The following is a 12503-nucleotide window of genomic DNA, read 5'->3' on the forward strand; positions in this document are numbered from 1 at the left end:
ACAATTTATAAAAAAAGCTCAACTATAAATAGTTGAGCTTTTTTGTATTTAAAATTACGTTTAATAATATTTAGCGTAAACTACACGGGTGTGTAAATATTCCTCCATACCATGTTTTCCATCAGCTCCTCCTACTCCAGACTTTTTCCATCCAGCGTGAAACCCTTGTATGGCTTCAAAATGTTCTCTGTTTACATAGGTTTCACCAAAATGCAAACTATTAGTAGCATGCATAATATTGTTATAATTTTCTGAAAATATAGACGATGTTAATCCAAATTGACAATCATTTGAGAGTGCAATAGCTTCATCTAATGTACCAAATTTCATCACTGGTAATACTGGCCCAAATACTTCTTCTTGGATAATTTCAGATTGTTGTGAAACATTAGTTAAAATGGTTGGTTCATAGAAGTATCCTCTATCAAATTGATTAGGTTGCTTGCCTCCTACTAAAACTTCGGCGCCTTCTTTTTTAGCAAACTCTACCATTTCTGTTATTTTATCTAGCTGCGATTGTGAAACTAAACTACTCATATCGGCGTTTGTTCCTGTTAAGGCATCTTCAATAGTAACCTTGCTCATTTTTTTAGTTAGCTTATCAACAAACTCGTCATAAATACTATCTTGAACATATACCCGTTCTGCGCAGTTACAAACTTGCCCGCTAAAAATTACTTTTGAAGAAACGATGGCATTAAGAGCCAATTCCATATTCGCATCTGCACATACAATTGCTGGTGCTTTACCCCCTAATTCTAGAGAAACTTTTGTAATGTTTTCTGCAGCTGCACTGATTACTTTCTGTCCTGCGCCAACACTACCTGTTAAACTAATAATTCCAGTAATTGGACTTTTAGAAAGTGCATTACCAACAGTTCGTCCCGCACCACAAACAAAATTTAAAACACCTGCAGGTAAATTTATCTTTTGAATAAAATCTGCAAATTCCATTATGGTATTAGGTGCCTCCGAGCTCGGTTTAATAACACAGGTATTTCCGGTTATTAAGGATGCAGCTACTTTACGCGCCATCACGAAAAATGGAAAATTCCAAGGACAAATACCTACTGCAACCCCAATTGGAACTTTATGCAAATAAATATGTTCTTTTTCTCTGTCACTTTGGATGATTTCACCTTCTATTCTTCGTGCCCAACCTGCATTATAATCAAAATAATCGGCTGTTACATCTATCTCAACTTGAGCTAAACCTATAACTTTAGCTTGTTCTTTAGATAAAGTCTCTGCTAAAAACACACGGTTTTCTCTAATAACATCTGCCATTTTATGTAAAAAAGCAGCTCTTTGTATGGCTGGTAAAGCTTCCCATGCCGGTTGTGCAGCTTGTGCAGCTTCTAAGGCATTATCGGCATCTTCAACTGTACCTGTAGAAATTGTACTTATTACCACTTCTGTACAAGGGTTTAATATTTCTATTACGGATGTTGCTTTGGAGTCTACAAATTGACCGTTAATATATTGCTTATAATGTTTCATAATTCTGAGTTATTTCTAATACTATCTTTTATGCCAAAAATTTCATTCTTAAATCTTCGACCTGTTCATCATTTATTGGAACCATTTCACCTAATGAATGTCCTAAAACAATTGATTTTGCGCTAAACTCTGCAACTTCAAGATAATCGAAGGTTTGTAATAATTTGTCTCCAGTTACAATTACAGAATCATTTTCTATGATTAAAGCTGTTGGACAATTATCGACAATTTCAGAATTATTATTCTTTCTAAAATGATTGCCATATTTTACAAAATCGATGTCTTGTAAAAATATCCAGCTTTCAGGAATAGTTCTTACATTTAGATATTCTCCCGTTACACCGAAGGCCATCAAATATGGCGACTGCGTCATAATTATTGAGTTCACATTAGGATTTCGATTGTAAATTTCTTGATGAACCCAAGTCGCTCTACTTGGTGTTTTTCCTTCTTCTCGCTTGCCATCTTTTATTTGCACAATATCTTCTAAATCAATGTCCCATCTATTGATTCCTGTTGGCGTAATTAGGAAATCATTTCCTTTTAATCTCATAGAAACTGTGCCATATGAGCTTATCATTAATCCTTGCTGACAGGAACGTTTAACGATGTTGCAAATTTCTAATCGTTTTTCAACTTCGTATGATGGATATGTTGTGGTTTTCATCTCTGGCAATACTCCAGTCGCTTGAGCTTCAAACTCATCAATTTGCTGGTCAGTAAGGTATTTAGGTGTTCCTATTTGTGAACCATAAATTATGGTACTAGCACAAAACTCTAAAGCTTCAAAGCGTTCATAAGCATCCGTTAAATCACTTCCCCCTAAAACAGTTCCGTGATTTTCCATAATAATGGCTTTGTAGCCTTTTTTAAACTCCTCTGCAATGACTTCTCCTAAATCTTCACTTCCTGGCAACCTGTAATCTGCATAACCAATAGGTCCACAGATATGTTTTGCTTGTGATATGATATTTGTATTTGGAATTTGTCTAACAATACTAAAAGAAACTAATGCAGGCGGATGCGCATGTATAACAGACTTAATATCTGGTCTTGCTTCATAAATAGCTTTGTGAAACGGAAACTCTGATGATGGTTTATGTTTACCAACCACAGTACCGTCTTTTTGCACACATATGATATCTGATGAACGCAATGAACCTTTATCAATTGCAGATGGCGTTACCCAAATATTTCCATCGTCGTCAATTATTGAAATATTACCACCAGAAGTGGTAGTCATTCCTCTCTTATAAATTCTACTTATTACCTCGGTAATTTGATCTCTAGGATGTACTAGTTTAATGTTTTTTGACATTTGTTTATATATTCAAGAAATAACTATTATAACAAGTTACTTCTTATGTTGTTTCATTTTTTTTTAGAAAGTCTTAACCACTTATAATAAATGGCACATGTTTTTTCAGCGCATAGTTTTTTTTCAAAAACTTAGAATTAAGTTTAGTATCTGAAATAGAAATAGCAGCACCAAGTGCAGAGCCTAATGAGGCATTTGTAGTCCTTAATTTTTTATCCCTAAAATTGTGAGACAAAAGTTTTATAAATAAGTCGTTGTCACTAAAACCACCATCTACATATAGTCCTGATATTACATCATTTCCTATCGCTTTCTTAATGCATTTTATTTGTAGTAAAACCAATTCGGTCATTAATTGATGATATGCATGTTCATATTTATCATAATAAAACTCTGTTTTTTCAGGCATATCAGCATCAATTATACTATCCCATTTAAAACAATGTTTAAAGTCTTTCATGATGGCTAAATAGGTATCATAGTCAAACTTTACGTTTCGGTGATAATCATCATCAACACCAAATTTTTTGTTTAATTTCTCCACCTGTACCTTGTATTCATTCCCTAAAAACAATCGAGATGCCTTTACAGGTTTACCATTAATGCGCATGTAATTGATAACATCGCTATCAGCTACTTCTGTAGAAATTGGATTGTCTGTAAACGGATTAAAAGTAATACTCCAGGTACCTGTGGAAATTAAAACAAACTTCTTTTTTATACTACGTACATACGGCAATAAAGCTGCAGAGCTATCATGAATTCCAACACCTATTTTAATACGGTTACCATTGTAATTCATATTAATACTTGTTTCTGTTGAAACAATAGGTGGTAAAATTTTATCTATACCTTCATTATAAACCCAGCTATGATAATCATTTTTATTATAATCCCAAAGTGCCGTATGACAGCCTATACTTGTATATTCACTTAATGGAATACCAGTAAAAACATGACTGAGATATTGGGGTAAGTGTAAAGAATATTTTATGTTTTTAAAAACTTCTGGTTTTGAATGCTTCAACCAATATAATTGAAGCCCAGAATTAAGCATACTTAAATCTGCACATCCGGTAGTTTGAAGAAATTCTTCTCTAGGCCCGTACTTCTCAAAAAAAGAAGTAACAATTTCTTTAGGTAAAGGTTTTGTGTAATTGTAGAGCGGTGTTAAAGGTTTTCCATATCGGTCTATGTGCACAAAACTAGCGCCATATGTTGAAAAATTTATCGCTTTTACGTTGAATTCTTTTTTTTCTAAAATTCGATCAAATACCTTTTTTAACCATTTTTTTAACGCAGGAAGATTTTCAGTTGGGTGCCCATCTTCATCCTTTATTTCTTCAAACGAAATATATTCTTTGTGGACTTCTTTGAAATCTTTATCAAATAGAAAAAACTTTTTATTTGTTTTTCCTATATCAAAAACTGCAGTTACTTTTTGTTTCATGATTTTGGTTTATAAACCAGTGGCGACTGTGTTTTTACCTCTTTCTTTTATTAAGCTATTTCTAACATCTAAAGCGCGATAAGCTTGTATAGGGCTTAATGCACCACCTCTTTCTAATCTTGCTTTTTCCAATAATGGTCTAACATCTGTTCTATAAGCACCTTGCAATATTTCTTGACACTTTACAACATCGTTATCTATCTGCGCTGCTTTTAATGCTGCTTGATCTATAAGTAATGCTTTAGCATAAGCTTCTTGAATAGCTTCAAGTGATTGAATCAAATCTTCTAATGGGTCTTTAACGTTATGGCTTGCATCAATCATCCACGCTAAATCTGGGTTTTGAGGATTATTTTGCATGCCATATACTAATTCGTTAAAAATTAAGAATAATGCATAAGGTTTAATGCTGCCTACTGTTAAATCGTCATCACCATATTTACTATCATTAAAGTGGAATCCACCTAACTTTCCTTTTAATTGTAAAATTGAAACGATTTGTTCAATATTACTATTTGGTAAATGATGTCCTAAATCTACTAATGTATAGGCTTTGTCACCACAACCATTGGCAAGCATTAAAGAAGCTCCCCAATCTTGAATTACAGTACTGTAAAAATTTGGTTCGTACGGTTTGTATTCAACCAGCATTTTCCAATCGTTTGGTAAACCTTTATAGATATCAATTAAGCTATCTTGTGTATTTTGAAATGCTGTTTGAAAATTATTTTGACCTGGGAAACAAGACCCATCAGCCAACCAAACGGTTAGTGCTTTTGAACCTAATTTATCTCCAATTTTTATAACATCTAAGTTATGTTGTATTGCCTGTTCTCTTACAGCTTGACTTGTATTACTGAGAGAACCATATTTATAACTTTCTGATGCGTCTTTTTGATCCTGAAACGTATTAGAATTTACGGCATCAAATTTAATATCTAAAGCGTTCGCTTTTTCTTTTATAGCATTATAATCTGAAGGGATATCCCATGGAATATGCAATGAAACGGCACCTGCAGTTTGTGTTAAACTGTGCAGCACTCCAATATCTTCTATTTTTTGCTCAAGATTTGATGGTTCTCCAAAAAAAGAAAAGCGCCCGAAACGAGTTCCGCCAGCGCCTAATGCCCAACTTGGGATAGCTACTTGAAAATCTGCAAGTTTTGAAACTATTGCATTAACATCATTTCCTTGATTTGTTAATTTATTTGCTAAAAAATCAAAATTTTGATTATGATTTTCTATTCCCTTTTTATTGTAATTTACAATGTGTTCTTTCTGTATTTTCATGATTAAATTTCTATTAAAAAAAAAGACACTTCCAGAAAACAAATCGTTCTACGGAAGTTGTCTTTTTTTTAACTAACTACTAACTACAAATAATTTCATTTTTTATCTTACAAATGCATTGGCCATACCTCCGTCAACATTAATAATGTTTCCAGTAGATTTATCAAGTATCCCTACAAAAGAGAATACGCCATTTGCTATATCATCTGGGGTAATGATTTCGTGTAAAAGATTTCTTTTTGCATAAAATGCTGGTAGTTCTTCTACAGTTATATTGTTTGCTTTAGCTCTACCTTCTGCCCAAGCACCTTCCCATATTTTACTTCCTACAATTACACCATCAGGATTAACTGTATTTACTCTTACTTTGTCTTTAGCTAATTCGGCTGCAAGTAAACGTACCATATGCTGTTGCGCCGCTTTTGCTGTTCCATAAGCGACATTATTTGGTCCGGCTACTAAGCCATTTTTACTTGCAATGGCAATATAATCGCCTCCAATTCCTTGTTTACGAACAATCGCAGCAAATTGTTTTGCTAAATCGAACTGCCCTTTTACTAATATATTCTGTAATATATTCCAATCTTTATCAGTTGTATCTTCTAGTGGTTTTGAAATAGCCAAACCTGCACTATGTACAATAATATCGACTCCTCCAAACTCAAGAATTGCTTTCTTGTATGCACTTTCTATGGATGCGGTACTGGTTACATCGCATACGGCATATGTTGACACGTCTCTTGCGTAAGTTGCATTCGCCTCAACTAGTGCATCTTCGTTAATATCTGTAAGAACCACATTGGCGCCTTCTGCTGCCAATTTATCAGCAATCGCTTTACCTATTCCGCCTCCTGCTCCTGTTACAAAAGCTACTTTACGAGATAATGGTTTTTCTTTTGGCATACGCTGTAATTTTGCCTCTTCTAACAACCAATATTCAATATCAAAAGCCTCTTGTCTTGGCAACGAAGTGTATTCTGTTATCGCTTCGGCACCTCGCATAACGTTGATAGCATTGATATAAAACTCACTTGCTACACGCGTAGTTTGCTTGTTTTTTGCAAAACTAAACATACCAACTCCTGGATAAATAATAATAACAGGGTTTGCATCTCGAATGGCTGGACTATTATCTTTTTTACAGGTGTTGTAATAATCTACGTATTCTTGACGGTAGGCTTCAAATGCTGGTTCTAATTTCTTTAAAATCGCATCAGCATCTGATAAATCTTCATTTTTATCTAATTTTAACACTAATGGTTGAATTTTGGTTCTCAAGAAATGATCTGGACAAGATGTACCCATAGGCGCCAATCTTTCTAAATCATGACTATTGATATATTCCATAACCACATCTGTATCAGAAAAATGACCAATCATGCGTTTTTCAGAAGAACATAATCCTCTAAGTAATGGCATTAATTGGGTTGCTTTTTCTAAACGTTCTTCTTTAGGTAAGCTTTCAACTTTTTGACCACCAAAAACAGAACCTTTTTCTTTTATTTTCTTTGTAATATATTCAGAAGCCATTTCAATAACTTCTAAACTATTCATATAACACTCGTAAGAGGTATCTCCCCAAGTAAATAAGCCATGACTTCCTAAAACAATTCCTCTAATTCCAGGGTTATCGGCTAAACATTTTTCTAATTGTAATCCTAAATCGAAACCTGGTTTTTGCCATGGTACCCAGCCCATGGTGTCTCCCCAAATTTCTTTTGTTACCTTCTCACTATCTTTGGCAGCTGCAACGGCAATTAAAGCATCTGGGTGCAAATGATCTATATGTGCAAATGGCAATAAACCATGCAAAGGTGTGTCTATTGATGGCGCTTTACTGTCTAAATCATATATACAATGATTAAACAGACCTACCATTCTATCCTCATCATGTAATCCTTGGTAAACGTTTTTTAAATCTCGTAAGCGTTTCGTATATAAACCTGCTATTCCAGATCTTGTTAAAGTTCCTATATCCCCTCCTGAGCCTTTAACCCACATTACTTCAACTTCTTCGTTTGTTAATGGGTCGGTTTCCATAGTTTTACAACTGGTGTTTCCTCCTCCATAATTTGTAATTCTTAAATCTGCACCTAATATATTAGAACGGTATAGAAACAATTCTACTTGGTTATCTCCTAAACTGTTTGCTTTTTTGTCATCCCATAGATAATCTACGTACTTGAAGTTTTTAGTAATGTTTTCCATTTTTTGAATTAGAATAATTAGTGAATCAAAAATAAATAAGGAAATGCTTTTCTCTATCCTGTACTATACTGCTATTCTAAATATTATTCTAAAAATATAATTTTTTCGTAAACCGATTGAATTATTCATTGTTTTTCAATCGATTAGTATTAAATTCTTATCTTGAAATTGTTTTCTACCTTAAAATCGTTCAACAGCACACTTTTTAATATGGCGTGTTTTCGTTTTTAAAGATTAAGTTGAGGGTGTTTATTCTATTTAAAAGATTAATTTATGGAAATACACAAATTTATTAAACTAGATGAGAATTCCAGAATTCCTAAATATCAGCAAATTGTAAATTCTGTTATCCATAATATTTCTACTGGGAATTTTAAAATAGATTATAAAATACCATCAATAAATAGGCTTAGTGAAGATTTATATCTTTCAAGAGACACCGTTGAAAAAGCATATAGTATTCTTAAAGAGAGAAATATAATTACGTCAATTAGGGGGAAGGGTTTTTATATTTCCCGAACTAAATTAATTAAGAAATTAAACATTCTATTTCTTATCAATAAATTGAGCTGGTACAAAATGGAAATCTATCATTCATTTTTAAATAGCATTGGTCCTAACGCTTATATTGACTTACATATTTATCATTGTGATGAATCCTTATTTTTAAATTTGCTTAGTAAACATGAAAAAGCTTATGACTATTATGTTATTATGCCCCATTTTAAAACTGAAAATAGTGAGTACACAAGTACTACAGTGGCTGTAACACAAGCTATGAATAAGATTCCAAAAAACAAATTAATTATACTAGACAATAAACAAATTCCAATTGAAGATAATATTATTACTGTTTATGAGGACTTTGAAAACGATATTTACAATGCTCTAAAAAAAGGAATTAAAAAAATTTCTAGATATAAAAAAATCATTCTTATTTATCCAGAAAAAGCAGTTTATCCTTATCCCAAAAGAATTAAACGTGGTTTCATGAGATTTTGTGCTAAACATAATTTGGACTTCGATATTTTAAATCGAGTTTATGACGACATGATTCTTTTAAAAGGAGATTTATTCATAACCATTGAAGAAGACGACTTAATTAATTTGCTTGAACAAATAAGAGAAAAAGAGTTTGTCTTAGGAAATGATATAGGTATTATTTCATATAACGACACACCGTTAAAAGCACTTCTTGGAATTACAGTTATTTCAACCGATTTTAGAATCATGGGAGAAACAACAGCAGGTATGATTTTAAATAATGAGAAGGGAGTTTACAAAGTGCCTTTTAATTTTATTGAAAGAAAATCCGTTTAGCTGATAACTAAATATATACTTCTTTTCTTTAAACAAAGTAATCTTTACTAATTTGTTTTGTTGAGATTTTCACGAAAAAAATTTAGTATAAGTACCAAAAAATTAGTTTAATTGTTAATTTCTATATTTATTGCATTATTTAGAATTTTATAATTAATTTAAATTTTTTATTCAAACTTTTTCTAGATGGATTTATATAAGTTTATAAATATTGACGAGAATTCAAGGGTACCAAAATATCAACAAATTGTTGATTCGGTAATCGAAAATATTTCAAAAGGAAATTTCAATATAGATGAAAAAATACCTTCCATTAATAGGTTTAGTGAAGAATTCTATTTATCTAGAGATACCGTAGAAAAAGCTTATAGCATCTTAAAAGAACGTAATATAATAACTTCAATTCGAGGTAAGGGGTTTTATATTTCCCGTACTAAATTAATTTCTAAAGTCAATATCTTATTCTTAATCAACAAACTAAGCAACTATAAACTTAGAACTTACAACCACTTTATAGATGCCATTGGAGCTAATTCACACACAGATTTACACGTTTACCATTGCGACGAAACCTTATTTTTAAATTTAATTGATAAAAATAAATCGGCATACGATTATTTTATAATCATGCCACATTTTAAAACCGATGATTTAAAACATGTAAGTTTCACTGATAAGGCTTTAAAAGCACTGGAAAAGATTCCGCAACAAAAATTAATTATTTTAGATAATATAAAACCTGAAATGAGTGGTGCCTTAGGAGAAGTGTATCAAGATTTTGAAAATGATATATATGGAGCATTAAATGAAGGGCTTACCAAAATAAAGAAGTATCAAAAAATAATTTTAGTGTATCCTGAAAAGGCTGTTCATCCATATCCACGAAGAATTTTACATGGCTTTAGAAAATTTTGCGTTGAACATAATTTAGACTTCGAAATTATAGACAAAGTATACCACGATATGATTCTAAAAAAAGGGGATCTATTTATTACTATTGAAGAAGCAGATTTAGTTAACTTGGTTAAACAAGTAAGAGAAGACGAATATATTCTAGGAAGCGATATAGGCATCATATCTTACAACGATACGCCTTTAAAAGACCTTTTGGGGATTACCGTAATATCAACAGATTTTAAAGTTATGGGAGAAACTGCTGCACAAATTATTTTGAACAAGAAAAAGCTCAAACTAAAAGCGCCTTTTAATTTAATTGAAAGAGATTCGTTGTAACAAAAAACAATTAATTTTTAATTCTGTAAGTACGCATTTGTATGCTAGCTGGACTACTTACATCAATATCTTCTTGTAGTTTTTTAAGAGTTCCCGTTTGAAGATTCCTTTTAAATACAATTATATTATCTGTAAATTGATTTGCTACTAATAAAAAGTTTCCATCAGGAGAAATAGCAAAATTTCTTGGATGTTCTCCATATGTTGGTTCATGACCTACAAGACTTAAAGTACCTAAATCTTGATTTATTAAAAATATAGAAATGCTATCTTCTTCAGGCCCACGATTTGACGCATATAGAAATTTACCATCTGGGGAAATATGTATATCTGCTGCCCTGTAAATATCTTGAATTTGTTGATAAGACAGATAATCTTCGATAAAAGTCAAATTACCATTATTATATTCATAAGCAGTAATTTTACCGCTTAACTCTGCCACACCATAACCAAATTTTCCGTTAGGATGAAATGCAAAATGCCTAGGTCCACTTCCAGGTTTCACCTTAATTTCATTTTCATTTTGAAGTACTGAATCTTTGTGATTACTTATAAAATTGAAACCTCGTATTTTATCCGAACCCAAATCTTGAGCAAATAGGAACTTTCCATCAGGTGAAAAGTTTGAAGAATGAATATGCGCACTTTCTTGTCGGCTTTCAATTATGCTACTATCTTTGAAACGAATAACCTGATTGTAAGATTTCAAACTGCCATTTTGGTTAATTTTGAAAACACTTAAGCTTGGATCTGAATAATTGGAATTCACAAGATACTCACCTGTTTTACTTATCTCTAGATGCGCTGGATTTCTTCCGCCTGTATCTTGCATATTCAATAGCTTCAGCTTATAATTTATAGAATCTACCGCAAAAGCAGCAATCTTTCCATTATAATTCATCTGACTTTCAACCACCGAATATAGATACTTACCATTTTGCGCTAAACGTAAAAACGATGTATTTATAATACTATCTACTGTGAATTTTAAGGTGCTTTTTCCTGTATGATTATCAAACTCATAAACATGAATGCCTTTACCTGGTTTTTTATCAGTAAAACTCCCCACAAATAATAAAGTTCTCTCTTTTTCTGTTTTACAGCTAATCACACTGCATAGCATTATAAAGAAAACTAATATTTGGTAATATTTCATGTTATTGAATTATTTAATTAATTAACAATAAGGTAAATTCTTTTATCTCAAGCAAGCTTCTAATGAAGACAGTTCTGGTTTTCCTCCACGATTACCACTCCCCGCTGCTGTGTAAATCGTGTTTTCATAAAGTATGGCTTGTGTTCCGTGTCTTCCTGTAGTAAGTTTTGGCCCATCTTTCCAGCTACCACTTTTTATATCCATAATTTCAACATCGTTATGAGCTGTTTTTTGACTTGCACTTTCACCACCAATAATAATTAAATTTCCGCCATTAATAATAGTTGATGCCCCCGCTCTTTGAGTGATAATTTTTGAAGCTTCAGAAAGTGTAACCCATTCATCCTTCTCTATATCATAAACATCAATTTCCGGAATGGTAAGATTAAATGTTTCATTAGTTTTTGCAGATGAGTTTCTACCACTAGCGCAATAAATATTGTTATTATGAATAGCCGCTTGAAAATGATCTCTTGCTCTTGGAGCATTAGTTAAAACAGTCCATTTACCAGTTTTGAAATTATATGTATCCGCCCAGGGCACATGGCCTTCCCAATGTCCATCTGTAATACCGCAAATTATGTACGCAAAATCATCTTTTATTACAATTCCTGCTGAACCTCTTCTTCTAGATTCTGGAATGGTATCTCCCCATATCCATAAATCTTCAATTGGCTTATAAATTAATATTTTATCTAGTGGCGTTTCATGCGGGTATTTACCAGTCATCGCGCCAATAACGTAAATATTATTATTATAATTTACAGCTTGAAAATGATGAATTTCAATTGGGGGTTTGGCACCTTGTGTCCATTTTTCAGTTTTTATATTATATATATCGACGGGTTTTAAACCTCTTCCTCCAATTAAGTAAAAAAGTCCGTTTGCTTCAACAAAACCGCATTCGTGTCTTGCTGATGGCAAATTATTTGTTTCAACCTGCTCCCATTTAAAACCCTCCAAAGATTTACATTGAAATAAAAAGAAAACCATCGAAAATAAAAGCAAAAATTGTACGGTATGTTTAA

General features: G+C 32.3%; 9 protein-coding genes. 2 read left to right on the plus strand and 7 right to left on the minus strand.

Annotated features, from left to right (window positions below; translation table 11 throughout):
- Positions 1-60 precede the first annotated feature (60 nt).
- The 5 genes from aldA to BUA46_RS00815 form a co-directional block, all read right to left on the minus strand.
- Positions 61-1500, minus strand: a complete 1440-nt coding sequence (aldA, locus tag BUA46_RS00795) for an aldehyde dehydrogenase (RefSeq protein WP_019386999.1) — start codon at positions 1498-1500, stop codon at positions 61-63.
- Between the two features lie 28 nt (positions 1501-1528).
- Positions 1529-2818, minus strand: a complete 1290-nt coding sequence (locus BUA46_RS00800; RefSeq protein WP_019386998.1) for a class II aldolase/adducin family protein — start codon at positions 2816-2818, stop codon at positions 1529-1531.
- A gap of 73 nt (positions 2819-2891) precedes the next feature.
- Positions 2892-4268, minus strand: a complete 1377-nt coding sequence (locus BUA46_RS00805; RefSeq protein ID WP_019386997.1) for an FGGY-family carbohydrate kinase — start codon at positions 4266-4268, stop codon at positions 2892-2894.
- Between the two features lie 9 nt (positions 4269-4277).
- The gene (locus tag BUA46_RS00810) at positions 4278-5558 is read right to left on the minus strand and encodes a sugar isomerase (RefSeq protein WP_019386996.1); all 1281 of its coding nucleotides are present in this window, start codon (positions 5556-5558) and stop codon (positions 4278-4280) included.
- Between the two features lie 102 nt (positions 5559-5660).
- The gene (locus BUA46_RS00815) at positions 5661-7766 is read right to left on the minus strand and encodes a bifunctional rhamnulose-1-phosphate aldolase/short-chain dehydrogenase (protein ID WP_019386995.1); all 2106 of its coding nucleotides are present in this window, start codon (positions 7764-7766) and stop codon (positions 5661-5663) included.
- A gap of 273 nt (positions 7767-8039) precedes the next feature.
- On the opposite strand from BUA46_RS00815, the gene BUA46_RS00820 reads away from it, so the two are divergent.
- A complete protein-coding gene (locus BUA46_RS00820; RefSeq protein WP_019386994.1) occupies positions 8040-9086 on the plus strand; it encodes a GntR family transcriptional regulator in 1047 nt (348 codons plus the stop codon).
- Positions 9087-9272: 186 nt separating this feature from the next.
- The gene (locus BUA46_RS00825; protein WP_019386993.1) at positions 9273-10319 is read left to right on the plus strand and encodes a GntR family transcriptional regulator; all 1047 of its coding nucleotides are present in this window, start codon (positions 9273-9275) and stop codon (positions 10317-10319) included.
- Between the two features lie 10 nt (positions 10320-10329).
- Here the strand turns inward: BUA46_RS00825 and BUA46_RS00830 are convergent, their stop codons facing one another.
- Together BUA46_RS00830 and BUA46_RS00835 are read right to left on the minus strand one after the other, a co-directional pair.
- Positions 10330-11475: a lactonase family protein gene (locus BUA46_RS00830; protein ID WP_019386992.1), complete on the minus strand. Its 1146-nt coding sequence runs from the start codon at positions 11473-11475 to the stop codon at positions 10330-10332.
- A 42-nt stretch (positions 11476-11517) separates the two neighbouring features.
- Entirely contained in the window at positions 11518-12438 is a 921-nt protein-coding gene (locus BUA46_RS00835; RefSeq protein WP_202801140.1) for a Kelch repeat-containing protein, read from the minus strand.
- Positions 12439-12503 lie beyond the last annotated feature (65 nt).

The sequence above is a fragment of the Algibacter luteus genome (assembly GCF_900141715.1).
GTDB classification, from domain to species: Bacteria; Bacteroidota; Bacteroidia; order Flavobacteriales; family Flavobacteriaceae; genus Arenitalea; species Arenitalea lutea.

Bases quoted from the DNA above. Each gene is read 5' to 3' on its own strand.
- BUA46_RS00805 (WP_019386997.1), bottom strand. From the start codon at position 4,268: ATGAAACAAAAAGTAACTGCAGTTTTTGATATAGGAAAAACAAATAAA.
- BUA46_RS00825 (WP_019386993.1), top strand. From the start codon at position 9,273: ATGGATTTATATAAGTTTATAAATATTGACGAGAATTCAAGGGTACCA.
- BUA46_RS00815 (WP_019386995.1), bottom strand. From the start codon at position 7,766: ATGGAAAACATTACTAAAAACTTCAAGTACGTAGATTATCTATGGGAT.
- BUA46_RS00820 (WP_019386994.1), top strand. From the start codon at position 8,040: ATGGAAATACACAAATTTATTAAACTAGATGAGAATTCCAGAATTCCT.
- BUA46_RS00810 (WP_019386996.1), bottom strand. From the start codon at position 5,558: ATGAAAATACAGAAAGAACACATTGTAAATTACAATAAAAAGGGAATA.
- aldA (WP_019386999.1), bottom strand. From the start codon at position 1,500: ATGAAACATTATAAGCAATATATTAACGGTCAATTTGTAGACTCCAAA.
- BUA46_RS00800 (WP_019386998.1), bottom strand. From the start codon at position 2,818: ATGTCAAAAAACATTAAACTAGTACATCCTAGAGATCAAATTACCGAG.
- BUA46_RS00830 (WP_019386992.1), bottom strand. From the start codon at position 11,475: ATGAAATATTACCAAATATTAGTTTTCTTTATAATGCTATGCAGTGTG.